Source organism: Sporichthya brevicatena (assembly GCF_039525035.1).
Classification (GTDB): domain Bacteria; phylum Actinomycetota; class Actinomycetes; order Sporichthyales; family Sporichthyaceae; genus Sporichthya; species Sporichthya brevicatena.
Window position 1 is genome coordinate 181,568 of sequence record NZ_BAAAHE010000007.1, and the last position, 23,980, is coordinate 205,547.

The 23,980-nt window shown below is 71.3% G+C and carries 23 protein-coding genes and 1 pseudogene; 21 read left to right on the plus strand and 3 right to left on the minus strand.

Annotation, left to right across the window (positions count from 1 at the left end):
• From ABD401_RS04020 to ABD401_RS04035, 4 genes are all read left to right on the plus strand, one after another.
• Positions 1–1,482: an ABC transporter substrate-binding protein gene (locus ABD401_RS04020; RefSeq protein WP_344601855.1), complete on the plus strand. Its 1,482-nt coding sequence runs from the start codon at positions 1–3 to the stop codon at positions 1,480–1,482.
• A 62-nt stretch (positions 1,483–1,544) separates the two neighbouring features.
• Positions 1,545–2,741: a cytochrome P450 gene (locus ABD401_RS04025; RefSeq protein ID WP_344601857.1), complete on the plus strand. Its 1,197-nt coding sequence runs from the start codon at positions 1,545–1,547 to the stop codon at positions 2,739–2,741.
• Positions 2,741–3,805, plus strand: a complete 1,065-nt coding sequence (locus ABD401_RS04030) for an Rv3169 family protein (protein ID WP_344601859.1) — start codon at positions 2,741–2,743, stop codon at positions 3,803–3,805. Before ABD401_RS04025 ends, ABD401_RS04030 begins: the two co-directional genes overlap by 1 nt.
• A gap of 161 nt (positions 3,806–3,966) precedes the next feature.
• A complete protein-coding gene (locus ABD401_RS04035) occupies positions 3,967–4,830 on the plus strand; it encodes an SDR family NAD(P)-dependent oxidoreductase (RefSeq protein WP_344601861.1) in 864 nt (287 codons plus the stop codon).
• A gap of 7 nt (positions 4,831–4,837) precedes the next feature.
• Here ABD401_RS04035 and ABD401_RS04040 read toward each other — a convergent pair whose 3' ends face one another.
• Positions 4,838–5,263 carry an acyl-CoA thioesterase gene (locus ABD401_RS04040; RefSeq protein WP_344601863.1) on the minus strand — a complete coding sequence of 142 codons (426 nt, stop codon included), beginning with the start codon at positions 5,261–5,263 and terminating at the stop codon, positions 4,838–4,840.
• A 186-nt stretch (positions 5,264–5,449) separates the two neighbouring features.
• On the opposite strand from ABD401_RS04040, the pseudogene ABD401_RS04045 reads away from it, so the two are divergent.
• From ABD401_RS04045 to ABD401_RS04075, 7 genes and pseudogenes are all read left to right on the plus strand, one after another.
• Positions 5,450–5,896: pseudogene (locus ABD401_RS04045) on the plus strand (hemerythrin domain-containing protein); the annotation flags it as partial.
• A 247-nt stretch (positions 5,897–6,143) separates the two neighbouring features.
• Positions 6,144–7,532: a cytochrome P450 gene (locus tag ABD401_RS04050; protein ID WP_344601865.1), complete on the plus strand. Its 1,389-nt coding sequence runs from the start codon at positions 6,144–6,146 to the stop codon at positions 7,530–7,532.
• Between the two features lie 29 nt (positions 7,533–7,561).
• A complete protein-coding gene (locus ABD401_RS04055) occupies positions 7,562–8,116 on the plus strand; it encodes a TetR/AcrR family transcriptional regulator (RefSeq protein ID WP_344601867.1) in 555 nt (184 codons plus the stop codon).
• A gap of 50 nt (positions 8,117–8,166) precedes the next feature.
• Positions 8,167–9,744, plus strand: a complete 1,578-nt coding sequence (locus tag ABD401_RS04060; protein ID WP_344601869.1) for a GMC oxidoreductase — start codon at positions 8,167–8,169, stop codon at positions 9,742–9,744.
• Positions 9,745–9,791: 47 nt separating this feature from the next.
• On the plus strand, positions 9,792–10,472 hold the full coding sequence (locus ABD401_RS04065; RefSeq protein ID WP_344601871.1) for an LmeA family phospholipid-binding protein: 681 nt from the start codon (positions 9,792–9,794) through the stop codon (positions 10,470–10,472).
• A gap of 40 nt (positions 10,473–10,512) precedes the next feature.
• Positions 10,513–11,247: an MgtC/SapB family protein gene (locus ABD401_RS04070; RefSeq protein ID WP_344601873.1), complete on the plus strand. Its 735-nt coding sequence runs from the start codon at positions 10,513–10,515 to the stop codon at positions 11,245–11,247.
• A 32-nt stretch (positions 11,248–11,279) separates the two neighbouring features.
• Positions 11,280–11,687, plus strand: a complete 408-nt coding sequence (locus ABD401_RS04075) for a lipocalin-like domain-containing protein (RefSeq protein ID WP_344601874.1) — start codon at positions 11,280–11,282, stop codon at positions 11,685–11,687.
• Positions 11,688–11,696: 9 nt separating this feature from the next.
• Here ABD401_RS04075 and ABD401_RS04080 read toward each other — a convergent pair whose 3' ends face one another.
• Positions 11,697–12,218: a helix-turn-helix domain-containing protein gene (locus ABD401_RS04080; protein ID WP_344601876.1), complete on the minus strand. Its 522-nt coding sequence runs from the start codon at positions 12,216–12,218 to the stop codon at positions 11,697–11,699.
• Positions 12,219–12,332: 114 nt separating this feature from the next.
• Between ABD401_RS04080 and ABD401_RS04085 the strand changes: the two genes are divergently transcribed.
• The 10 genes from ABD401_RS04085 to ABD401_RS04130 all read left to right on the plus strand — a co-directional run bounded on the left by ABD401_RS04085 (position 12,333) and on the right by ABD401_RS04130 (position 23,563).
• Positions 12,333–12,623, plus strand: a complete 291-nt coding sequence (locus ABD401_RS04085; RefSeq protein ID WP_344601878.1) for a UBP-type zinc finger domain-containing protein — start codon at positions 12,333–12,335, stop codon at positions 12,621–12,623.
• Between the two features lie 146 nt (positions 12,624–12,769).
• Complete coding sequence (locus tag ABD401_RS04090; RefSeq protein WP_344601880.1) at positions 12,770–14,347, plus strand: GMC oxidoreductase; 1,578 nt, start codon at positions 12,770–12,772, stop codon at positions 14,345–14,347.
• Positions 14,348–14,378: 31 nt separating this feature from the next.
• Positions 14,379–16,487, plus strand: a complete 2,109-nt coding sequence (glgX, locus tag ABD401_RS04095; protein WP_344601882.1) for a glycogen debranching protein GlgX — start codon at positions 14,379–14,381, stop codon at positions 16,485–16,487.
• Between the two features lie 92 nt (positions 16,488–16,579).
• Positions 16,580–18,694 carry an amylo-alpha-1,6-glucosidase gene (locus ABD401_RS04100; RefSeq protein WP_344601884.1) on the plus strand — a complete coding sequence of 705 codons (2,115 nt, stop codon included), beginning with the start codon at positions 16,580–16,582 and terminating at the stop codon, positions 18,692–18,694.
• A 48-nt stretch (positions 18,695–18,742) separates the two neighbouring features.
• Entirely contained in the window at positions 18,743–19,861 is a 1,119-nt protein-coding gene (locus tag ABD401_RS04105; RefSeq protein ID WP_344601886.1) for a glycosyltransferase family 4 protein, read from the plus strand.
• Between the two features lie 45 nt (positions 19,862–19,906).
• Positions 19,907–20,752 carry a GNAT family N-acetyltransferase gene (locus ABD401_RS04110; RefSeq protein WP_344601888.1) on the plus strand — a complete coding sequence of 282 codons (846 nt, stop codon included), beginning with the start codon at positions 19,907–19,909 and terminating at the stop codon, positions 20,750–20,752.
• 64 nt (positions 20,753–20,816) lie between these two features.
• Complete coding sequence (locus ABD401_RS04115) at positions 20,817–21,242, plus strand: hypothetical protein (RefSeq protein ID WP_344601890.1); 426 nt, start codon at positions 20,817–20,819, stop codon at positions 21,240–21,242.
• A gap of 280 nt (positions 21,243–21,522) precedes the next feature.
• Positions 21,523–22,032 carry a hypothetical protein gene (locus tag ABD401_RS04120; RefSeq protein WP_344601892.1) on the plus strand — a complete coding sequence of 170 codons (510 nt, stop codon included), beginning with the start codon at positions 21,523–21,525 and terminating at the stop codon, positions 22,030–22,032.
• 231 nt (positions 22,033–22,263) lie between these two features.
• A complete protein-coding gene (locus tag ABD401_RS04125) occupies positions 22,264–23,064 on the plus strand; it encodes an enoyl-CoA hydratase-related protein (RefSeq protein ID WP_344601896.1) in 801 nt (266 codons plus the stop codon).
• Position 23,065: 1 nt separating this feature from the next.
• Positions 23,066–23,563, plus strand: a complete 498-nt coding sequence (locus ABD401_RS04130; RefSeq protein WP_344601898.1) for a hypothetical protein — start codon at positions 23,066–23,068, stop codon at positions 23,561–23,563.
• Positions 23,564–23,569: 6 nt separating this feature from the next.
• Here the strand turns inward: ABD401_RS04130 and ABD401_RS04135 are convergent, their stop codons facing one another.
• A complete protein-coding gene (locus ABD401_RS04135) occupies positions 23,570–23,932 on the minus strand; it encodes an MmcQ/YjbR family DNA-binding protein (protein ID WP_344601900.1) in 363 nt (120 codons plus the stop codon).
• Positions 23,933–23,980: the final 48 nt, after the last annotated feature.

The following is a 23,980-nucleotide window of genomic DNA, read 5'->3' on the forward strand; positions in this document are numbered from 1 at the left end:
ATGCGTCAGCACAAGTCCCGTTACGCCCTGCTGGCTCTCGTGCTGGCCGGGACGATGGCGACCTCGGCCTGCGGTACCCGGCAGAGCATCGAGGCCATCGCGGCCGCCAACGGCCCGGGCGGCTCCACGGTCTCCGCCGTCGAGAACGCCGTCGGCGGCGTCGGCGCGCTCCCGGCTCCGGGCACCGCCCCCGGCGCGGTCGACGGATCCGCGGCGGCCGCCCCGTCCCCCGCCGCGGGCTCGGCGACCACCGCGCCGGGCACGACGGCCGGCAGCACCGAAGTCGCGACCGCGTCCAACGGCTCGGCGAAGGCCGCCAAACCGGGGGGCGCGGCCCAGACCGCCGAGGCCCCGAAGGCGGCAGGGTGCACACAGTCCCTGGCGCCGATCACCATCGGCCAGGTCGGCGGGTTCACCGGGATCGTCAGCAACACCCTCGCGGGGTCGAAGATCGGTCTGCCGGTCTGGGTGGCAGCGATGAACGCCCGCGGCGGCATCGCGTGCCACCCGATCCGGCTCGTCCAGGCCGACGACGCGTCCGACCCGTCGAAGTCGAACGCCGCCGTCCGCGACCTGGTGCAGAACAAGGGCGCGGTCGCGCTGGTTGGCAGCTCGGTCCCGATCTCGATCAAGGGCTTCCGCGCCGCGGTCGAGGCGCTCAAGGTGCCGGCCGTCGGTGGTGACTCGCTGAACTTCGACTGGAACCAGTCGCCGTACCTGTTCCCGCAGGGCACCACGTTCTCCGCGACGATCATCGGCGCGGTGAAGCAGAACGTCGAGGCGGGCAGGAAGAAGATCGGTCTCGTCTACTGCGTCGAGGCGAACAACTGCACGGACGCCTACCAGGTGCTCAAGCAGGGCGGCGCGACGAAGGCCGGCGCGCAGGTCGTCTACGAGACGCAGATGAGCATCACCGGCACCGACTTCTCCGCGCAGTGCCGCTCGGCCCAGAACGCCGGGGCGGACCAGCTCCTGCTCGCGATGGACGGCTCCGCGATTCAGCGGTTCCTGCGCTCCTGCGCGGCGCTGAACTACTTCCCGGCGATCGCGACCTCCGCGATCGCGACCGGCAGCGTCGTCAGCAAGGACGCCAATGCGCAGAAGGCGACGGTCTCGGTCGCGCACATCGTGTTCCCGTGGATGCGCGCCGACAACGCCGCTCAGCAGGCGTACGCGAACGCGATGAAGCTGTACGCGCCCGACGCCGACTCCGACGGCGCCACCTCGCAGGCCTGGGTCGCGGGCGAGATGCTTCGGGTCCTCGTCGAGAAACTCGGCGCGAAGGCGGCCGAGCCTCTCACGACGGCCGCGATCCTCGACGGGCTCGGAAAGCTGAAGAAGGAGACGTTCGGCGGGTTGAGCGCGCCGGTCACCTTCTCGCCCGGGCAGAAGAGCTCACCCGAGAACAACTGCTACTACCCGGTGAAGCTGGACTCGCGCGGCTGGACGTCGCCGAGCAGCAAGCCCGTCTGCTTCACATGACCGACACGGACACGCGAGACTGCGTACGGGCGGTGACGCCATCGACGGACCCGAGGACTGACGTGCGGCCAGAGCAGATCGACCTGATGGATCTCGACCCGTTCGTCCGGGCCGAGGACGGGGCCCTGTTCCGCGTCCTGCGTGACGAGGATCCGTGCCACTGGAACGACGAGCCCGACGGCGGGGAAGGGTTCTGGTCGCTCACGCGGTACGAGGACGTCAAGGCCGCCGGGTCGGACTGGGAGACGTTCTCCAGCGCGCAGGGTACGCAGATCCAGAGCCGGCGGGCGGAGGGTCACGGCAAGCCGTCGATCCACAACATGGACGCCCCACGCCACCGCGAGATGCGCGAGCTCGTCGCCGCCGAGTTCACCCGCGCGCGGATGCTCCGGCTCGAACCGCGGATCCGTGAGCTCGTGACGGCCCACCTCGACGACGTCGTCGCCGCGGGGGAGACCGACCTGGTCCCGATCGCGACCGCGCGCATCCCGATCCTCGTCCTCGGCGCGCTGCTCGGCGTCGAGCCGGAGGACACGTCCCAGCTGATCGCCTGGACGAACGTCATCTCGGGTCAGACCGACCCGGACTACGTCGCCGACCCCTCGGTGGTCGCCCGGACCCGGACCGAGATCTTCGACTACTTCCACACGCTCACCGCCGCGCGCCGCGCGCAGCCCACGGACGACCTGATCAGCCTGCTCACCCACGCCGACATCGACGGCGTCCCGCTCGACCAGGAGGAGCTCGACGCCTACTACCTGCTGATGCTGGTGGCCGGGAACGAGACCACGCGGAACCTCATGACCGGCACCGTCCTGCTGCTCCACGAGAACCCGAGCGAGTGGGCGCGGCTGAAGGACGGGCAGGTCAAGCCCCGGGTCGCGGTCGACGAACTCGTGCGGATGATCTCCCCGATCGTCTGCATGCGCCGCACCACCACCCGCGACGTCGAGCTCCACGGCAGGCAGATCCGCGCCGGGCAGAAGGTCGTGCTCTGGTTCACCTCCGCGAACCAGGACGAGCGCGTCTTCGACGACCCGGACCGGCTCGTCCTCGACCGCAGTCCCAACAAGCACCTCGGCTTCGGGTGGGGCCCGCACTTCTGTCTCGGCTCGCATCTCGCCAAGCTGGAGGGCGAGATCCTGCTGGAGGAGCTGATCCGGCGCGACCTGCGCCTCGACGTCGTGGGGGAACCCGAGCGGCTGCGGTCCAACTTCTTCCGGGGCATCAAGAAGCTGCCGGTCAAGGTCGGCTCCTGATGCTCACCGGGGCCGACGAGTGGTTCGTCCACCAGACCCCTGAACCCCTCGCCGTCGCCGGCACCGACCGCAACTTCTACGACCGCGCCTACCTGGGCGCGTTCGGCGAGGACGGGCTGCTCGTCACCGTGGCGTTCGGGCTCTACCCGAATCTCGGGGTCGCGGACGCGCACCTGTCCGTGGTGCAGGACGGGAAGCAGTACTGCCTGCACGTCTCGCAGACGCTCACCGACCGCGCGACGACGGCGATCGGGCCGGTGCGGCTGGAGATCGTCGAGCCGCTGCACGAGATCCGCGTCGTCGTCGAGGACGACGAGCTCGCCTGCGACCTCACGCTGACCGGGCGTCACTTCCCGATCGAGGAACCGAGGTTCATCCAGCGCGTCGGCACTCGGTCGTTCATGGACTACACGCGCCTGTCGCAGGCCTGCGACGTCAGCGGCACCGTGACGGTCGCCGACCGGACGCACCGGCTCTCCGTGGTCGATGGCCTGCGCGACCGGTCGTGGGGTGTGCGCCCGGTCGGAGCACGGGACCCGCAGCCGCTCCAGCCCCCGGTCGAGCCGCAGTACTTCTGGCTCTGGACGCCGGTGCATCTTCCGGGCCGCACGCTGTTCTGGCACACGAAGGCGGACGCCGACGGGCGGCCGTGGAACACCCAGCTGGTCCTGTGCCCGCACGGGTCCGGGCCGGAGAAGTTCGTCCACGGCACCGGGACGATGGCCCTCGACCTCGAGCCCGGGACGCGCTGGGTGCGCTCGGCGACCCTCACCGCGTTGACGGAGGACGGCGAGCAGCTGCGACTGCGATTCCGGCCGACCGCGCACCTGGAGATGCAGGGTCTGGGCTACCGCCATCCCGAGTGGGCGCACGGCCTCGCGCACGGGGAGTACCGCCTCGCCCGCGAGGTCCTCGACCTGGCCGGCCCCGACCCGCAGCAGCTCCACCGCTGGCACCGCCAGGTCCGCTGCGACGTCGACGTGGAGTGCGGCGCCGGCACCGACACCGCCCGCGGCCTCCTCGAGCACCTGATCATCGGCCGGTACCACCCCCTCGGCCTCTGACGCCCCTGCCGAACGCGCTTCACTCGCCGGCGACAGCGCTTACTCGCCCGGCCTGGCGAGTGAGGCCTGGTTGCAGCGAGTGAAGCGCGGGCCGTGGGGCGTGCAGGTTGTCTGTACAGTCTGTCCGAGTAGTCGTTGAGGGCGTCGGACGAGGAGCAGGCATGGCGGGAGTGCAGGACCGGGTCATCGTCATCACCGGGGCGGGTAACGGCCTCGGGCGCGAGTACGCGCTCGCGCTGGCGGCGGCGGGCGCGAAGGTGGTCGTCAACGACCTCGGTGGTTCGCGGGACGGCACGGGCGCCGGGTCGGCCGCGGCGGACGCGGTCGTCGCGGACATCACCGGTGCGGGCGGGACGGCGGTCGCGAACTACGACAGCGTCGCCACCGCGGCCGGGGGTGCGGCGATCGTGCAGACCGCGCTCGACGCCTTCGGTCGCGTCGACGGTGTGATCGCGAACGCGGGCATCCTGCGTGACCGCGCGTTCCACAAGATGACCGCGGAGGACTGGGACGCCGTCCTGCAGGTCCACCTCTACGGCGCGTTCCACACGATCCACGCCGCCTGGCCGCACCTGCGCGAGCAGCAGCACGGCCGCATCGTCGTCGCGACCTCGACCTCGGGCATCTTCGGCAACTTCGGTCAGGCCAACTACGGAGCCGCCAAGGGCGGGATGATCGGCCTGATCAACACCCTCGCGATCGAGGGTCGCAAGGCGAACATCCTCGCCAACGCCGTCGCCCCGATGGCCGCGACGCGCATGACCGAGGACGTCGCCCCGCCGGAGGTCCTCGCTGCGCTCGACCCCAAGCACGTCGCGCCGGTGGTCGGGCACCTGTGCACCGACGAGCTCACCGAGTCCGGCAGCGTCTTCGTGGTCGGCGGTGGCCGGGTCTACCGGGTCGCGCAGTTCCAGAGCAAGGGCGTCACGTTCTCCGACGTCCCGACCATCGACGAGGTCGGCCGGCGCTGGAACGAGATCTCCGACCTCGACGGTGCGGAGGTCGGCGTCAACCCGGTGGGCTGACCCGCAATCAGGATTCCTGCTCGACGAGCAGGTGAGCAGCGAAGGCCTCGCGGACCTCGGTCGGCGGGGCCTTCGGCTTGTGGGTCTCGGTGTCGACCCAGACGTAGCGCGTCGTCACCTGGGTGATCAACTCGTCGTTCTTCGTGATGTCGAACCGCAGCACCATCGAGGTGTTCCCGAGCCGCTGCGTCCACACCGCGACGATCAGCTCGTCGTCGAACCCCGCCGACCCGAGGTACCGAACGTTCGCCTCCGCCACCACGACGTCGGACCCGGTCGCCTCCAGCGCCCCGTAGCTCCCGAACAGCTCCCGCGCCGCCTCGGTCAGCGCGATGTCGGCGTACGCGAGGTACCACGCGTTGAAGACGATCTTCTGTCCGTCGCACTCGTGGTACCGGACGCGGATCGGGGTCCGGACGATCGGTTCGCTCATGCGCCCGACCTTAACCGCCACCGCCGTGCGTTCATCGTGACAACCCCTGCATTGGAGATGTCATCTCTGGTGCAGGGTCGAGCGCGACTCTGCCCGCCGCGGCGCCCGCATGCGAAGCGGAATCCCGGGCAGGGAATGGCCACAGTTCCCGGAGTCGCCCGCTCCGTACCGGAAGGACAGAGGCCCATGTCGACCGATGCGATCGTCGTGCTGCGTGAGGAGCACAAGGAGATCAAGCGGTTGTTCCGTCGCTTCGAGAAGGCGGAGAAGCCGGCGGAGAAGCAGAAGATCGTCGGGCAGATCCTGGAGATGCTCGCGGTGCACACCTACATCGAGAACGAGGGGCTCTACCCGAAGGTCCGCGAGATGGTGCCGGACATCGAGTCGGACATCCTCGAGTCCTACGAGGAGCACCACGTCGCCGACCTGCTCTGCGCCGAGCTGGCGGAGATGGATCCCGACGACGAGCGGTACACGGCGAAGGTGACCGTGCTCATCGAGAGCGTCGAGCATCACATTGACGAGGAGGAGTCCTCCTGGTTCCCCGACGTCCGCGAGGCCCTCGGACGCAAGCAGTTGCAGGAGATCGGGGCCGAGATGATCGAGCTCCGCAAGACTGCGCCGCGGGAGCCGAAGATGATCGCCCCGCGCCTGGTGGACCGGGCAAACGCGCAGGTCCCGGGCCAGCGGCCGGCTCCGGCGAAGGTCCGCAGTACCCGCCGTCCGACCCGCACCCGAGTCGTCGCCGCGGCCCACGGGGCGAGGACCACGCCGCGCGGTTAGGCCCCGTCAGGTCGGTTACGCCGTTCGGGTCAGTGTGCGAGCACTGACCCGAACTGTTCACTTGACACTTTTGTCCGAAAGTGTCAACCATGTCGGCATGACCCTCACCTCGCCGCGGGCCACCACCCCCGCGACCCGGCCGATTCCGCGGCCGGACCTGAAGTCGGCCCTGCGTTGGTCGCTGCGTCAGGCCGCCCCTGCCGTCAGCATGAAGCTCGGCGCCCGGACGGGCGACACCTTCGCCCGCTTCAACGTGGACCGGGCCCTGCAGCGCAATCCCCTCCCGGTCTACGACCAGCTCCGCGCGCAGGGGCCGATCGTCCCCGGCCGCTACATGATGACCACCGCCCGGCACGACGTGTCGTACCAGTTGCTGCGGCACGAGTCGTTCCGCTCCGGCATCCCCGACGAGATGCTGCCGAAGCCGCTGCGGCGCCTGCTCGCGTGGGCCGAGGACCCGCTCGCGGTCCCGTTCACCGAGCGGCCGACCATGATCATGGAGAACGGCCAGACGCACCTGCGGATCCGCCGCGTCGCCAGCCGCGCCTTCACGCCGAAGGCGATCGACGCCCTTCGTGCGCGCACCGAGGAGATCGCCGACGAACTGCTCGACCGCATGGAGCACAAGCACCGTGACGGCAGCGTCGCCGACATCGTCGAGGAGTACGCCGGCACGCTGCCGGTGCTCGTCATCGCCGACATCCTCGGCGTTCCGGCCGACCTGCAGCCGACGTTCATGACCTGGGGCGACCGCATTCTGCAGATCGCCGCGCTCGGTGTTCCCTACCGCACCTACCGCGACATCGAGGGTGCACTGCGGGAGATGAACGGCTGGTTCCTCGAGCACTTCGCCGAGCTCCGCCGCAACCCGGGTGACAACCTGCTCAGCCGCATGGTCGCCGCGTCCGACGACGAGGGTCGCTCCGGTGCGGGCCTGAGCGAGCAGGAGCTCATGCAGACCGCCGGCCTGCTCCTGTTCGCCGGCTTCGAGACGACGGTGAACCTGATCGGCTCGGGCACCCTGCGCCTGCTCGCGCACCCGGACCAGCTCGAGATCCTCCGCGCCCAGCCCGAGTACTGGCGCACCGCGATCGACGAGATGCTCCGCCTCGACGGTCCGGTGCAGATCACCGCCCGGTACCCGGTCGAGGACGTCGTCATCCAGGGGGTCAAGGTCCCGCGAGGGCGCATGGTGGCGACGCTGCTCGCCGGCGCGAACCGCGACCCCGCGGCCTTCCCGGACCCGAACCGCTTCGACGTCACCCGCGCGAACGCCAAGGAGCACCTCGCGCTCGGTGCCGGCGTCCACATCTGCCTCGGCGCCTCCCTGGCGCGGATGGAGGGCGAGGTCGGCCTCGGCCGGCTGTTCGAGCGCTTCCCGAACCTGGCCAAGGCCGGCGAGCCGACGCTCGGGCCGAACGCGCTGCTCCGGGGCTACGTCCACGTCCCGGCCCGACTCGGCGAGGTGACGGCGCGTCAGCTTTGATCTTGGCGCCGGCTGGTAGAAATGTGCCGGTGAGTGCACGGGAACGGGTTCTGGAAGCGGTCGAAGGCCTCATCGCCGAGGGTGGGCTGCGGGCCGTGAACATCGCGTCCGTGGCGGCGGCCGCGGGCGTGTCACGGCAGACGGTCTACGCGCAGTTCGGCACGCGCGAGGAGATGATCTCCGAGTCGATCGCCGTGATGAGCTCGCGGGCGCTCGGGGAGATCATCGAGCACCTGGAGTCGATCGAGGACCCGGGCGAGTACGTCGTCGAGCTCCTCGTCGCGGGCCGCGCCGCCTTTCGGGACACGCCGGCCCTGGCCGTGCTGCTCTTCCCGGACACGGACAACCCGATCTTCGACTCGGAGGTCCTGGCCGGGGCCGTCCCGTTCGCGGAGGCGTTCGTCGGCCCGTTGTTCGAGCGGGCGCCGCACCTGCAGGAGCGGCGGGCCGACGTCATGGAGACGCTGCTGCGCTTCGGGCTCTCCGTCCTGACCCTGGACAGCGACCTGATCCGCACCGACGAGGACCTGCGGGGCTACCTGAATCGGGTCCTCCGCCCGGCCCTGGGCCTTTCGTCCGTGTGAGCTGCGCCGTTCCGCTTGACACTGTTCGACCAGAGTGTCAAGTTCGGGGGATGTCCGCCCTCTCTCGCCGCACGTTCCTCGCCGGCACCGCCGGCGTGGGCCTGGCGCTGGCCCAGGCCTCGTCCGCGTCCGCCGCGCGGATCCCCACGACCCGCGAGTCCCACCGCGTGATCGTCATCGGCTCCGGTTTCGGGGGCGGCATCGCCGCGCTCCGGCTGGCCCGGGCCGGGGTCCCGGTGACCGTTCTCGAGCGGGGCATCCGCTGGCCGGCCGCGCCGAACGTCGACACCTTTCCCCACACCGAGCCCGACCTCCGCAGCCTGGACCACCGCCTGTCCTGGCTCGGTTCGCCGACCTTCCTGCCGATCCCGCTCCCGCAGCGCCGGTACACCGGTCTGCTCGAGCGGGTGCAGGGCGACCACATGGCGATCATGTGTGCCGCCGGCGTCGGTGGCGGATCGCTCGTGTACCAGGGCATGAGCCTGCAGCCGACGGCCGAGGTCTTCCACGCGACGTTCCCGGAAGCGCTCGACTACGACCGACTCGACCGCGTCCACTACCCGCGCGTCGCGCGGATGCTCCACCTCGCGACCGCGCCGGACGAGCTCATCGAGACCCCGAACTACACCGCGGCCCGGGTGTTCGCCTCCCGGGCCTGCAAGAACGGCTATGCGGTCTCCAAGGTGCCGATGCCGATCGATTGGAACTACGCGCTCGCCGAGCTGCGCGGGGAGATGAAGCCCTCCTACACCAACGGCGACTGCGCGATGGGCGTCAACAACGGGGGCAAGTTCTCCGTCGACGTCACCTACATCAAGAAGGCCGAGCAGACCGGTCGCGTCAAGGTCCTGACTCTGCATCAGGTCACCGACGTCGCGCAGGCGCGCGACGGCCGGTGGGAGGTGCACGTCGAGCGCATCGACACCGAGGGCAACGTCCGTGAACGCAAGATCCTGACGGCGAAGACGCTCGTCATGGCCGCCGGCAGTGCGAACACCACGAAGCTGCTGATGCGTGCGGCCAACCACGGCACGATCCGCGACCTGCCGGACAAGCTCGGCACCAACTGGGGTTCGAACGCCGACCGCATCTACATGTGGACCGACCTGCACGACCGGTTCGGCTCCCCGCAGGGCGGTCCCGTGATCTACGCCAGCAAGGCGTGGGACGACCCGGCGACGGCGAACACGGTCATCCAGGCCTCGCTCCCGCCGGTCCCGGGCAACAACCGGGCGACGATGCTCGTGGGCTACGGCGTCAGCAGCGGCCGGGGCCGGTTCGTCTGGGACTCCCGCCGCGACGAGGCCGTCCTGCGCTGGCCGAAGGAGGCCGACGCCGGGATCCAGCAGCACATCCACGAGCGGGTCACGAGGATCGCCGGTGGTGCCTCGTTCCTGCTCGACACGACCGGGATGGACACCACGACCTGGCACCCGCTCGGCGGGGCGTCGATGAACGAGGTGTGCGACCTGGAGGGCCGCGTCCTCGGCCACCGGGGGCTCTACGTTCTCGACGGGGCGTTGATGCCAGGCACCACCGCCGCCTGCAACCCCTCGCTCACGATCGCGGCCGTCGCCGAACGGGCGATGGACCACATCGTGGCGAAGGACGTCGGCACGATCATCTGACGACCACTGCATCCGATGGCCAGGGGCGATCTGAGAGGGTGTCACCGATGAGTTGGTCACGCCGTCGCAAGATCGCCACCTGGTCCGCGGTGGGTGTGTTCGCCGGGGCGCTCGGCCTGCTCGGCCTCGACCGCGGGGCCGAGATCGTGGTCGAGCGCATGGTCGCGAGTCGCGTCCAGGACTGCCTGCAGACGCCCGACAAGCCCGACGTCGAGATCTCCGGCTTCCCGCTGCTCACCGATCTGATCCGCGGCCGCCTGGACGGGATGCGGATGACCGCCCACGACGCCAACGCCGAGGGCGTCCGGGTCGCGGACCTGGCGGTCGAGGCCTCCGGCGTCGAGCGCAAGGGCGCCGGGGGTGAGATGGACTCCCTCCGTGGCTCGGGCCTCGTCACGTTCGAGGCGATGAGCGAGCGGGCGATGGGCATGACGATCTCGAACGGCGGGGACGGCCGGCTGAAGATCACCGGCGGCATCGGCCTGTTCTCCGGCTCCGCGACGACGACCCCGCGCATCGAGAACGGCGAGATCGTCCTGCAGCCCGGGCAGATCTCGACCCCGCTGTTCGGCGACCTGGACTTCTCCGACTTCCCGGAGATCCGCATCCCGCTCCGCGAGCTCCCGACCGGGGTGAACGTCTCGCTCAACCCGACCGACCGGGGGCTGGAGTTCACCTTCGACGGCACGGACGTCAAGCTCCCCGACGACCCCTGCAAGGTCTCCTGACGCAGGTTTCCGGCCGGCGCGGCCCGGCAACATTCAGGGGATGAACGCCGCGCTGGCCACCGCGAGCGCGGCCGGCCACGGCCAGGGCATGCGTCAGGTCGGCGAACTGCTGCTCGCCTTCGGTCTCTCCTCGCTGATCGGGCTCGAACGACAGCTCCGGGGCAAGGCCGCCGGCCTGCGCACCCAGACCATCGTCGGAACCACCGCGGCGCTCATGCTCCTGGTCAGCAAGTACGGCTTCGGCGACGTGCTGCCGGACGAGCACGTCTCCTTCGACCCGTCGCGCGTGGCGGCGCAGATCGTGTCCGGGGTCGGCTTCCTCGGCGCGGGCCTGATCCTCACCCGGCAGGGCGCGGTCCAGGGCCTCACGACCGCGGCCTCCGTCTGGGAGACCGCCGGGATCGGCATGGCCGCCGGGGCGGGCCTGCCCCTGCTCGCCTGCCTCGTGACGCTGCTGCACTTCGTCGTCGTGTTCGGGTACACGGCGCTCAGCCGTCAGCTGCCCGGAAGTCGATCCACGATCGTGCACCTGACGGTGCGTTATACCGATGGTCAGGGTGTGCTGCGCCGCGTCCTGGAGAACGCCACCGCGGCGGGCTGGACGGTGCGCCGCCTCAGTCACGCCCAGCCGTCCACCGACGAGAACTCCCGTTCCTGGGTCTCGGTCACGCTGGCCCTCGGGGGACGCGGGAACGATCAGGACCTGTTCGCCCGCGTCGCGGACGTCCCCGGCGTCGGATCGGTCACGCGGGAGCTCGCGGAGGACCTGGACTGACCGGCGCCGCGGCGCCCCGGTAGAAACAACGCATGGATCTGGTCGGGACGTGGACGCTCGAGGCGTTCGAGATGGTGGCCGGCGACGGCACGGTGACGACGCCGTTCGGGGACGCGCCGATCGGACGCATCCAGTACTCCGCCGACGGGACGATGTCGGCGATGCTCGGCGCCCCGGACCGGCCGGCGCTCGGTACCCGGGCCGGCGAGGCCACCGACGCGGCGTGGGCCGCGATCGCGAAGCACTTCGTCTCCTACGCCGGATCCTGGACCCGTGAGGGTGACGTCGTCCGCCACGAGGTCGCGGTCGCGCTCATCCCGGACTGGATCGGCACCACCCTCGAGCGGACGATCGGCGAACGCGACGGCCGCCTGACGCTCACGGTCGAGCCGCGGGTGCCGGGCGGCCGGTCCCAGCGCCTGGTCTGGGCCCGCCTCTGACGAGGAGCGTCAGCTGCGCGCCGCCAGGTGTCGGGAGACGGTACTGCGGCTGACGCCGAGCTTGCGGGCGATCTGCTTCTGCGTCGCACCCGCGTCCGCCATCTCCTGCGCCTGCGCGATCTTGGCCGGCGTCATCGCGCGCCAGCGGTTGGCGCGACGCTTCGCGACCGCCGTCTGAGCCTCGTCCTCGACAATCTCCGCGTCCTGGATCTCCGCGTCGAGGTCGTCCCCGGGCGGGAGGGCCGGGGTGCCGACGGGGGCCGCGGTGCGGGTCCCGGCGTCCGCCGACTCGCGCACCCGGGCGGCGCGCTGCCGGGCCCGGGAGCTCAGCAGGTCGTCGAGGAAGCCGCGGAACGCGGCGACCAGCCGGACGTTGAAGCGCGACGTGGGGGTCTCCCGCGCCAGCCCCTCGCGCCACATGTGCAGCACGAGCAGGAGCGCGGCCGCGAGCAGGCCCAGCCAGAACACGTGGGCGAAGAAGCCCAGCCCGGCAAAGAGCAGGAACACCACCAGCGCCAGCAGCAGCAACACGGTGCCCTCCGGAACTCATCGACGTCGCCACCGTGGCGACGTCGGTGCCCTACCCGGGTACGAATCGGCGCATACTGCGGACGGCGCAGATCACAACCTCCCGGAGGCCGCCCGATGGCGACGTGCTCACACCTCGACACCATCGCCGACGTCGCGCCCAGCGACGACGGCTGCCACGAGTGCCTCGCGGAGGGCGGCCGCTGGGTCCACCTGCGGATGTGCCAGCAGTGCGGCCACGTCGGCTGCTGCGACAACTCACCCGGCAAGCACGCCACCGGCCACTGGCACGGCACCGGCCACCCGCTGATCCGCTCCTTCGAGCCCGGCGAGGACTGGTTCTGGTGCTACCCCGAGGACATGGGCTTCCTGCTCCCCGGCGCCGCCCCGGCTCCGTCCCACTCCTAGCTCGCGGCCCGCGGGTCCGAGACGACGCCGGGGGGACGTGTCGTCCGTCACCCGGCGGGCCCGGCGCCGCGGGGGTCTCCCCGCGCCCAGCTGTGAGCTGCGCCGTTCCGGTTGACACTAATTGGTCAGAGTGTCAAGTTCGCGGGATGTCCGCCCTTTCCCGCCGCACCTTCCTCGCCGGCACCGCCGGTGTCGGCCTGGCTCTCGCCCAGGCCTCGTCCGCGTCCGCCGCGCGGATCCCCACCACTCGCGAGTCCCACCGCGTGATCGTCATCGGCTCCGGCTTCGGGGGCGGCATCGCCGCCCTCCGGTTGGCCCGGGCCGGCGTGCCCGTGACCGTTCTCGAACGGGGCATCCGCTGGCCGGCTGCGCCGAACGTCGACACGTTCCCGCACACCAGCCCCAACCCGGCGAGCCTGGACCACCGGCTCTCGTGGCTCGGGTCACCGACCTTCCTCCGCTTCCCGCTCCCGCAGCGCCGGTACACCGGTCTGCTCGAGCGGGTGCAGGGCGACCACATGGCGATCATGTGTGCCGCCGGCGTCGGCGGCGGGTCGCTGATCTACCACGGCATGAGCCTGCAGCCGACGGCCGAGACGTTTCACACGACGTTCCCGGAGGCGCTCGACTACGACCGCCTCGACCGCGTGCACTTCCCGCGCGTGGCCCGGATGCTGAAGCTCGCCACGGCGCCGGACGAGCTGATCGAGACCCGGAACTACTTCGCCGCCCGGGTGTTCGCGTCGCGGGCCCGTAAGCAGGGGTACGCCGTCTCCAAGGTCCCGATGCCGATCGACTGGAACTACCCCCTCGCCGAGCTGCGCGGCGAGATGAAGCCGGCCTACACCAACGGCGACTGCGCGATGGGGGTGAACAACGGCGGCAAGAACACCGTCGACGTCACCTACATCAAGCAGGCCGAGCAGACCGGTCGCGTCCAGGTCCTGACGCTGCATCAGGTGACCGACGTCGCCCAGGCGCGGGACGGCCGGTGGGAGGTGCACGTCGAGCGCATCGACACCGAGGGCAACGTCCGCGAGCGCAAGGTCCTCACGACGAGGACGCTGATCATGTCCGCCGGCAGCGCGAACACCACCAAGCTGCTGCTGCGCGCCGCGAACACGGGAACGATCCGCGACCTGCCGGACAAGCTCGGCACCAACTGGGGCTCGAACGCGGACCGCATCTACGTCTGGACCGACACCGAGGAGCGCTTCGGTTCGCCGCAGGGCGGCCCGGTGATCTACGCGAGCAAGGACTGGGGCGACGCGGAGACGGCGAACACCGTCGTCCAGGCCGCCCTGCCGCCGCTTCCGGGCAACGAGCGCTCGACGATGATCTGCGGCTACGGCGTCAGCGCCGACCGCGGCCGGTTCGTGTGGGACTCCCGCCGCGAGGAGGCCGTGCTGCGCTTCCCGCGGACCGGCGACGCGCGCGTGGCCGACGCCATCCACGAACGCGTTCGGCGCATCACCGGTCCGCACGCGATGCTGCTGAACACGACGGAGCTCGACCCCGTCTCGTGGCACCCGCTCGGCGGCGCGGCGATGGGGGACGTCTGCGACCTCGAAGGCCGGGTCCTCGGTCAGCGTGGGCTCTACGTCCTCGACGGCGCCCTGATCCCGGGCAGCACCGTGGGCTGCAACCCGTCGTGGACGATCGCCGCGATCGTCGAGCGGGCGATGGACCACATCGTCGCGAAGGACGTCGGCCGCCTGATCTAGGCGTCGCGGCGGCCCTTTACGGTGGAGCGCCGTGGAGGTCTGGCCAGGTCGTCCGTACCCGTCGGGAGCCACCTACGACGGGGTCGGGACCAACTTCTCGCTGTTCTCCGAGGTGGCCGAGCGGGTCGAGCTGTGCCTGTTCGACGACGACGGGGGCGACGAGCGCCGGGTCGTGATGGAGGAGGTCGACGGGTTCGTCTGGCACTGCTACCTCCCCGGGGTGGGTCCGGGGCAGCGGTACGGCTACCGCGTCCACGGCCCGCACGACCCCGGGCGCGGGCTTCGGTGCAACCCGGCGAAGCTCCTGCTCGACCCGTACGCGAAGGCCGTCGACGGGGACGTCGCCTGGGACCCGGCGGTCTACGGGTACCCGCTCGGCGGCGACGACCGCGTCCTCGACAACCGCGACAGCGCCCCGTTCGTGCCGAAGGGCGTGGTCACCAACCCGTGGTTCGAGTGGGGCGACGACCACCTGCTGCGGACCCCGTGGCACGAGACCGTGCTCTACGAGGTGCACGTCCGCGGCTTCACGATGCGGCACCCCGACATCCCGCCGGAACTGCGGGGCACCTACGCCGGCCTCGCGCACCCCGCGGCGATCGAGCACCTGCAGAAGCTCGGCGTCACCGCCGTGGAACTGATGCCCATTCACCAGTTCGTGCACGACCAGATTCTCGTCGACCGCGGGCTGCGGAACTACTGGGGCTACAACTCGATCGCGTTCCTCGCACCGCACTCCGCGTACTCCGCGTGGGGTGTCGAACAGGTCGTCTCCGAGTTCCGCTATCTCGTGAAGACCCTGCACGCGGCCGGGATCGAGGTCATCCTCGACGTCGTCTACAACCACACCGCGGAGGGCAACCACCTCGGGCCGATGCTCTCGCTCAAGGGCATCGACAACCAGGCGTACTACCGGCTCGGCGACGACCCGCGGTACTACTTCGACACCACGGGCACCGGCAACACCCTGAACATGCGGCACCCGCACGTGCTGCAGCTCATCGTCGACTCGCTGCGGTACTGGGTGACCGACATGCACGTCGACGGGTTCCGCTTCGACCTGGCCGCGAGCCTGGCCCGCCAGTTCCACGAGGTCGACCGCCTCTCCGCGTTCTTCGACCTCATCCAGGTCGACCCGGTCGTCAGCCAGGTCAAGCTGATCGCCGAGCCGTGGGACCTCGGTGAGGGTGGCTACCAGGTCGGCAACTTTCCGACGCTGTGGTCGGAGTGGAACGGCAAGTACCGCGACACCGTCCGCGACTACTGGCGCGGCGCGGACCGGACGCTCGCGGACTTCGCGTACCGCATCACCGGCAGCTCGGACCTGTACGGCCGCACCGGCCGGCGGCCGTACGCCAGCGTCAACTTCGTCACCGCGCACGACGGGTTCTCGCTCACCGACCTCGTCTCCTACGACGGCAAGCACAACGAGGCCAACGGCGAGGGCAACCGCGACGGCGAGGACCACAACCGCTCGTGGAACAGCGGCGTCGAGGGCCCGACCGACGACCCGCGCGTGACGGAGCTCCGGGCCCGCCGCCGGCGCAACCTGGTCGCGACGCTTTTGCTGTCGCAGGGCGTCCCGATGCTCCGCCACGGCGACGAGATCGGGCAGACCCAGTCCGGCAACAACAACGCCTACTGCCAGGACAACGAGATCTCCTGGTTGGACTGGGACGCCGCCGACACCGAGTTCGCGGAGTTCTGCTCCTGGCTCATCGCGTTCCGCCGCGCGCACCCCGTGTTTCGTCGGCGCCGGTTCTTCGAGGGCCGCCCGATCTTCGGCTCCGAGGTCTCGGACATCGCCTGGTTCCGGGCCGACGGGGTGGAGATGTCACCCGCGGACTGGCAGGCCGGGTACGCGAAGTCGCTCGCGGTCTACTTCAACGGCGAGGCCCTGCCCGACCCTGACCCCCGCGGTCGGCGCATCACCGACGACACCTTCCTGCTGCTGTTCAACGCCCACCACGACCAGGTGGTGTTCCAGCTGCCCGGGCCGCAGTGGGCCGCGACGTGGGTCCGCGAGCTCGACACCCGGGTGCCCGACGGCGGGGTGTCCGAGCCGGGCCCCGCGCACGCCGCGGGGGAGCGGGTCGTGGTCGCCGCCCACAGCATGCAGGTGCTGCGCCGGACCGGCTGACGAAACTTGCGCCCATCGGCCTCATTGACTATAAGAAACCTGTCGTCACGGCAGCAGGTAGTGGGTCGAGGCGGAAGGATGTTTCCCGGGCGATGGTCGAAGGCTGGGCGTACGAGGGGGCGCCGCAGATCGGAGCTGCCTCCGGGACCGTGACCCTGCTCGAAGGGGTGACGTTCTGCCTCGCCGGCACGGGCGGCGACATCGAGTCCGGCCGCGAGCACGGCCTGTTCTACCGGGACACGCGGTTCCTCTCGCGGTGGGTGCTCGAGGTCGACGGGGCACCCGTGAGCCCGCTGGGGCACCACACCCTGACGCCGTACTCGGTGTCGTTCGTCGGGCGTCGGCCCCCGGCGCCGCACCTGGCGGACAGCACCCTCGTCGTCACCCGGCGGCGGCACGTCGGCAACGGGATGGTCGAGGAGATCGGCGTCCGCAACCACGGCCGGGAGGCCGCGGCGGTCGACCTGCGCCTGGTGCTGGACAGCGACTTCGCCGGGCTCTTCGAGGTCAAGGAGGGCCGAGTCCAGCCGCGGCCGAACATCCGCTCGCAGGCCGGTGGGTCGGTCGTCTGGCTGCAGCACGAGGCGGGCGCGGACAGCCGTGGAGTCCGCGTCGAGGGCGACGGGGAGGCCCGGGCGTCCGGGCAGGAGTTGCGCTGGTCGCTCGTCGTCGGGCCGCACGAGACGCGGACCGTCACGGTGCGCGTCACCGTCTCGATCAACGGCGTCGACGTCGTGCCGCGGTTCGTCCCCGGCGCCGCGCTGGAGGAGTCGCAACCGGCGACGCGGCTCGCGGCCTGGCGCGACGCGGCTCCGGTCGTCACGAGCGCCGACGAGCGTCTCGAACCGCTGCTCGTCCAGAGCCTGGCGAGCCTCGGAGCGCTGCGGATCTTCCACCCGACCGACCCGGAGCGGACGGTCGTCGCGGCCGGTGCACCGTGGTTCATGACCCTGTTCGGTCGCGACTCGATCCTGACGAGCTGGATGATGCTGCCGGTCGACCCCGGGCTGGCGCTCGGCACCGCACTCACCCTCGCCGAGCTGCAGGGCGAGCGCGAGGACCCGCGCTCGGAGGAGCAGCCCGGGCGGATCCTGCACGAGGTCCGCTCCGGTCCCGAGGCCGAGTTCGCCCTCGGTCACGGCAACATCTACTACGGCTCGGTCGACGCGACTCCGCTGTTCGTTCTGCTCGTCGACGAGCTCCACCGGTGGGGCGTCGACCCGGCGCGGCTCAGCGGTCTGACCCCGCACGTCTGGCGCGCACTGGACTGGCTCGAGAACTACGGCGACGCCGACGGTGACGGGTTCGTCGAGTACCGCCGGGCGACGACGCGCGGCCTGCGCCACCAGGGCTGGAAGGACAGTTTCGACGCGATCAACTTCCGGTCCGGTGAGATGGCGGAGCCGCCGATCGCGCTCGCCGAGGTGCAGGGCTACGCCTACGCCGCCTACCTCGCCGGGGCCCGGCTCGCCGACCGCGTCGGCGACACCTGGCGCGCGCAGCGGTACCGCGCGAAGGCCGAGGAGCTGAAGGCCCGCTTCGCCGAGGTGTTCTGGCTTCCCGAGGTCGGTCACCTCGCGGCGGCGCTGGATGCGGCGAAACGCCCGGTCGACGCGCTGGTCTCCAACCTCGGCCACTGCCTGTGGACGGGCATCGTCGCCGACGAGCACGCGGAGGAGACCGCGAAGGCGCTGGTGTCCCCGCCGCTGTTCAGTGGCTTCGGGGTCCGGACCCTCGCTGCGGGGATGGGTGCCTTCAACCCCGTCAGCTACCACAACGGCTCGGTGTGGCCGCACGACTCGGCGATCGTTGCCGCCGGTCTGATGCGCTACGGCTTCGTCGACGCGGCGCACCGGGTGATCGACGGTCTGCTCGCCGCGTCCGACTGCTTCGCCGGGGCGCTGCCGGAGCTGTTCTGCGGCTTCGACCGGGCGGACTTCGACCCGCCCGTCGGTTACCCGACCTCGTGCTACCCGCAGGCGTGGGCGGCCGCCGCGCCGTTGCTCGTCCTGCGCACCCTGCTGCGGCTCGACCCGGACGTGCCGGCCGGCACCGTGCGCTGCGACCCGGCCGTGCCACCGCACCTCGCGCCGCTGCGCGTCGCCGGCTTCGTCGTCGCCGGGACCCCCGTGACGGTCGAGGTCGACACCGACACCTGGACTCTCACCGGCCTCTCGCCGGAAATCCAACTCGTACAGACGAACTGACCCACCATCAGGCATTGATCGGTGCCTGTACCCTCAGGAGGAAGGACCGTGCCCACGACGAGCACCTCCACCCGTGTGCTGCCGACACCATCACCGGACCGGCCCCTGCGCATCGCCATGGTCGCGCCGCCGTACTTCTCGATCCCGCCGAAAGGTTACGGCGGCATCGAGGCTGTCGTCGCCGACCTCGTCGACGAACTGGTGGCCGACGGACACCACGTGACGCTGATCGGCGCGGGCCCGCACGGCACCAAGGCGACCGAGTACGTCTCGACCTTCGACGAGCCCCCGAGCCGCAAGCTCGGCGAGCCGCTCCCCGAGGTCGTGCACGCGGCGCGGGTGGCGCAGATCGTCGAGCGGGGCAACTTCGACATCGTCCACGACCACACGCTCGCCGGGCCGCTGCTCGCCCGCGCAACGGTCGCGCCGACGGTCGTCACCATGCACGGCCCGCTCGAGCCCGACCCGCTCGAGTACTACCGCGCGCTGGGCGGCACGGTGCACCTCATCGGCATCTCCGACGCGCAGCGTCGGCCCGCGCCGGACCTGCCCTGGCTCGGGACCGTGCACAACGGCATCCGCGTCGAGACCTTCCCCTTCCAGCCGAAGAAGGAGAACTTCGCCCTCTTCATGGGCCGCTTCCACCCGCAGAAGGCGCCGCACCTCGCGATCGACGCCGCCCGCGCCGCCGGGATGCCGATCACGCTCGCGGGCAAGTGCCAGGAGCCGGTGGAGAAGGCGTACTTCGAGGCCGAGATCGCGCCGCGGATCGGGCCGGACGTCTCGCTGTTCGGCGTCGCCGACGCCGTCGCGAAGCGTCAGCTGTACCGGCGGGCGGCGTGCCTGCTGTTCCCGATCTGCTGGGAGGAGCCGTTCGGTCTCGTCATGGTCGAGGCGATGGCGTGCGGCACCCCGGTGGTCGCCCTGCGCCGCGGGTCGGTGCCCGAGGTGGTGCGGGACGGCGTCACCGGCGTCGTCGTCGACAGCCCGGACGAACTCCCGGCCGCCATCGAGGCCGCGCGGGTGCTCAGCCCGCAGGCCTGCCGGGACCACGTCGCCACGTCGTTCTCCACCGAGCGCATGGCGCACGGGTACGTCGCCGCCTACCGCAAGCTCCTGGCCCCGATGCAGGAGCCGGCGGTCCCGGCCGTCCGGTCGGTCGCCTGAGCAGCCATGAAATCCGCGGGCACGGCGGCCGCTACGGTGGCCGCCGTGCTGCGTCCCGCGACCCCTGCCGACACCGACGCCGTCGTCGCCCTCGCCCACGCCGAGGAGGTCGCCTGGTTCGGGGTGGCCGAGAGCAGCCACGAGGAGATCGCGCACTACCTGCGCTTCAGCGGCGGGGTCGAGTCCGGGGTCGTCGTCGACGACGGGCGGGTACGCGCCTTCGCCCTCGTCACCTCGACCGCCGAGGGCGTCGTGATCCTCGACCCGGCCGACCCCGCGCCCCCGCTCACCGCCGTCTACGCCTGGGTGCGGGAGAACGGGGCGCGGCACCTCGAGGTGCAGCCCCGCGACGCCGACCGCATCGCGTGGCTGGTCGCCGACGGCTGGACCCACACCCGCTCGGTCTTCGACCTGACGATGCCGACCGATGCGCCCCTGCTCGGAACCGAGCCCGTCTGGCCGGCCGGGGTCGCGCTGCGCCCCTACGACCGCGGGCCGGACGACGCCGCCGTGCACCACCTCATCTACGTCGAGGCCGACTACGCCTCGGTCCCCGGGCACCACGACCGCCCGCTGGAGATGTGGCAGCAGATGCACACTGCGGAGAACACCCGTGGCTGGGTCGTGCACCGCGACGGACGCCCCGTCGGCTGGATCGTCGGACGCGTCCAGGACGACGGGTACGGCTGGGTCCACCAGCTCGCCGTCGCGACCTCGGAGCGGGGGGCCGGCCTCGGTCGCGCACTGCTGCTGCACTCCTTCGCCGGGCTCGTCGCCGAGGGCGCCGAGCACCTCGGCCTCACCGTCCAGGCGTCCAACGACCGGGCGATCGGGCTCTACCGCTCCGTCGGCCTGACGGTGCAGAAGGAATGGCTCGTCCTCACCCGGTGACCTTCGCCACCACTGCTAGAACTGAGGTAAGACCGGGGCGGCGACGCAGCACCAGGTAGGTGAGATGAGCGGCGGACAGGGCACGGTGGCAGCGGCCACCTTCGTCTGGCTCGGCATGGTGCTCGCGATCTCGTTCCTCGAGGCGCCGCTGAAGTTCCGCGCCCCGGGCGTCGACCTGCGCCTCGGCCTCGGCATCGGGCGCATCGTCTTTCGCGCGCTGAACCTCGTCGAGCTCGTTCTCGCGGTCCTGATCGCCGGCGCGCTCGCCCTCGGCGACACCGCGGACGGCCTGCTGCCCGCCGCGTGCGTCCCGATCGGCGTGCTGATCGCCCAGCTCCTGCTCGTCCGGCCCGCGCTCACGAAGCGCTCGAACCGCGTGCTCGCCGGCGAGGATGCCGGCGGCTCCCGCGTGCACCTGGTCTACGTCGCGGCCGAGGTGGTCAAGGTCGTCGCGCTCGTCGTTCTCGGTGTCGCCGCGCTGCGCGGCTGACCGTTCCCCGCCGCGCCACGCCGGGCTGACCTGCGCGTTCGCGCTCCCTGAGAAATTCTGCGGACAACCCTCTGGACATCGCGCGCCCGGTGGCGCATGCTGGCCGCACAATAAATCCGACATCGGGTAGCTTATGGGTCGTGAGGATGTCGCTCGGGGGCGGTTCCACATCCTCTGACCTGGGATTACGCGCAGGGTCGGCGATTCTCCGGACACCGGGGAAAAACCGATTCGGCGTAGACACCGCTCCGGAACGTCCCTCCCGCAGAACGGAGTTCCCATGAAGGGCCTGATCGCCTTCGCCGGCGCGTCCGGCACCGCCGCGGTCCTCGCGGCTGCCGCCCTCATCCCGGCCGGCACGGCCTGGGCCTCGCCTGGCGGCGACCACGGCAACGCCTGCTCCGTCGCCGGCAGCCTCTCCAGCCCGCAGGGCGTCAAGTACCAGCCGACCGACGGCACGTACGACGTCAAGGGCGTCCTCGACTGCACGTCGGAGGAGTTCTCCCACGGCGTGCTCACCGGCAAGGGCAAGGGCCTGCTCGGCTGCTTCGGCGGCTTCAGCGAGGCCGTCTACAAGATCGAGTGGTCCAACGGCAAGGTCAGCGAGATCGTCATGAAGTCCGGCGATTTCACGTACGGGACCGGGTCCTACGGCACCGTGACGAAGGGGGCCCTGACGGGCAGTCACGTTGGCATGGCGTGGGGGCGCTATGCCGCCGGCGCGGAGTACAAGTGCGCGAAGGACGCCGTTCACTCCGGGCAGTTCGCCGGAGGGATCGGGATCCACTAGTCCCACCCCCGGTCTGCGGGTCTCTTCGGGGGGAGAGACGGTGCACCGCAACGGCCGGGTCTGTCCGCGGGGCGGCGGTGAGGTCTTCGCTCCGACCTCATCGCCCCCGCGGGCGCAGCAGAACACCAGATGTGTCCGGCGTCCTCCCTCGCCGGAAGCACCGGAACCGCCGTGCCCCACCCGTGAAGGGGCACGGCGGTTCCGCATTTCGGGCGCGCATACGATGCGCCGGTGACTGACGACGTGACTGCCCAGCCCGAACTGCTGGTGACCCGCGACGCCGGTGTGCTCACGCTCACGCTGAACCGCCCCGACGTCCTCAACGCGCTCTCCGTCGACCTCGGCAACGCCCTGGTTGCCGAACTGGTCGCCGCGGGCAAGGACCCCGAGGTCCGGGCCGTCGTGGTCACCGGCGCGGGCCGCGGGTTCTGCGCCGGGGCCGACTTCACCGGCCAGACGATCGCCGAGGGCCAGGCCCCCGACTACCGGACGCGCCTGCTCGAGACCTTCAACCCGATCATCGCCGCGCTCCGCGAGATGCCGAAGCCGGCGGTCGCCGCGGTCAACGGCGTTGCCGCCGGCATCGGGCTGAGCACGGTGCTCGCCTGCGACGTGATCCTGGCCGCCGAGTCCGCGAAGTTCGTCAGCGCGTTCTCCGGCGTCGCCCTGAGCCCGGACGGTGGCCTCGTCGCCCACTGCGCCGCGCGGATCGGCATCACCCGCACCGCGCAGCTGGTCTACCTGGGCGAGCGCCTGACCGCCGACCGCGCCCTGGACTGGGGTCTGATCAACGCCGTCCACCCCGACGCGGAGCTGATGCCGACGGCGCTGGCCCTCGCGGCGCAGCTCGCGGCCGGCCCGACGGTCGCGCACGCCGGCGCCAAGGAGCAGTTCAACGCGGTGATCTCCGACCTCGCCGCCCAGCTCGACCATGAGGCCGACCTCCAGCAGCGCAACGCCGAGACGGCGGACCACGTCGAGGGCGTCAACGCGTTCATGGAGAAGCGCGCCCCGAACTTCCGCGGGCGCTGACATGGCGTGGAAGATCTTCCGGCCCAAGCCGGCCGACCCGTCCGCGAGGCCGGACAAGCTGACGCTCGCGATCCGGATGCGCCGCATGGTCGCGGCGCAGCAGAAGATCGACGCCCGCCCCGGGTTCCAGCGCCTCCAACGCCGCTGGTGCGAGCCGCCCACCGCGGACGAGCTCGACCAGCGGATCGCCGATCTCGCCGGTGGGGCGGAGCAGCGGTTCGACGGGGCGGACGCCCTCGCGGCCGCCCTGCGTGCGGCGAGCGAGTCCGCGCCCGCCGGGACCGCCACCGCGACCTTCCGCGACGAGCCCGAGGCCCGGTGGATCGAGGCCGGTTCCGCCGGGGTCCTGCTGAGCGCGGTCGCGACGGCGCTGCCGACGCTCGCGGCGGAGGTGGTCCTGGTCGCCGGGGACGGGGTGCTCGTGGTCGACCCCGCCGCCACCCGGGTCACGGTCCACGGGGACTGGCCAGCCGAGGTGCACGCCGCGCTCGCCCCCTGAACCGGGTCACTCCGCGTCGGCGAGCAGTTCCGCCGGCGCGCGCATGCGCCAGGCGTCGGTGACGAGCTCGGTGAGCCGGCGCTTGCCGACCTTCGGCAGCCGGAGCATCACCAGCGGCCACCCGTCGTAGGCGGGGGTCGTGAAGAACAGCTCGGGCTCGCCGAGGAGCAGGGCCTGTTTCTCCGCCTCGTCGCCGACGTAGAGCACCGCGATGTCGTCGCGGATCACGCGCCGCTTCCCCGGCACGCTCTCCGGGTACGACCAGACGAAGCCCTTGTTCGCGACCCGGAAGTCGAACCCGTCGCTCGGGATCTCCACCACGTGCGGGAGCTGCAGCGCGATCGCCCGCACATCCTCCGCGCTCGCCACGGCGGGCAGGCTAGCCCGCCCCACCGACACCCCGCCAAGCCGCGGCGT

Coding starts and splice junctions, on each gene's coding strand:
- ABD401_RS04020 (WP_344601855.1), top strand. CDS start 1: ATGCGTCAGCACAAGTCCCGTTACGCCCTGCTGGCTCTCGTGCTGGCC.
- ABD401_RS04030 (WP_344601859.1), top strand. CDS start 2,741: ATGCTCACCGGGGCCGACGAGTGGTTCGTCCACCAGACCCCTGAACCC.
- ABD401_RS04035 (WP_344601861.1), top strand. CDS start 3,967: ATGGCGGGAGTGCAGGACCGGGTCATCGTCATCACCGGGGCGGGTAAC.
- ABD401_RS04040 (WP_344601863.1), bottom strand. CDS start 5,263: ATGAGCGAACCGATCGTCCGGACCCCGATCCGCGTCCGGTACCACGAG.
- ABD401_RS04050 (WP_344601865.1), top strand. CDS start 6,144: ATGACCCTCACCTCGCCGCGGGCCACCACCCCCGCGACCCGGCCGATT.
- ABD401_RS04060 (WP_344601869.1), top strand. CDS start 8,167: ATGTCCGCCCTCTCTCGCCGCACGTTCCTCGCCGGCACCGCCGGCGTG.
- ABD401_RS04065 (WP_344601871.1), top strand. CDS start 9,792: ATGAGTTGGTCACGCCGTCGCAAGATCGCCACCTGGTCCGCGGTGGGT.
- ABD401_RS04070 (WP_344601873.1), top strand. CDS start 10,513: ATGAACGCCGCGCTGGCCACCGCGAGCGCGGCCGGCCACGGCCAGGGC.
- ABD401_RS04075 (WP_344601874.1), top strand. CDS start 11,280: ATGGATCTGGTCGGGACGTGGACGCTCGAGGCGTTCGAGATGGTGGCC.
- ABD401_RS04085 (WP_344601878.1), top strand. CDS start 12,333: ATGGCGACGTGCTCACACCTCGACACCATCGCCGACGTCGCGCCCAGC.
- ABD401_RS04090 (WP_344601880.1), top strand. CDS start 12,770: ATGTCCGCCCTTTCCCGCCGCACCTTCCTCGCCGGCACCGCCGGTGTC.
- ABD401_RS04100 (WP_344601884.1), top strand. CDS start 16,580: ATGGTCGAAGGCTGGGCGTACGAGGGGGCGCCGCAGATCGGAGCTGCC.
- ABD401_RS04115 (WP_344601890.1), top strand. CDS start 20,817: ATGAGCGGCGGACAGGGCACGGTGGCAGCGGCCACCTTCGTCTGGCTC.
- ABD401_RS04120 (WP_344601892.1), top strand. CDS start 21,523: ATGAAGGGCCTGATCGCCTTCGCCGGCGCGTCCGGCACCGCCGCGGTC.
- ABD401_RS04130 (WP_344601898.1), top strand. CDS start 23,066: ATGGCGTGGAAGATCTTCCGGCCCAAGCCGGCCGACCCGTCCGCGAGG.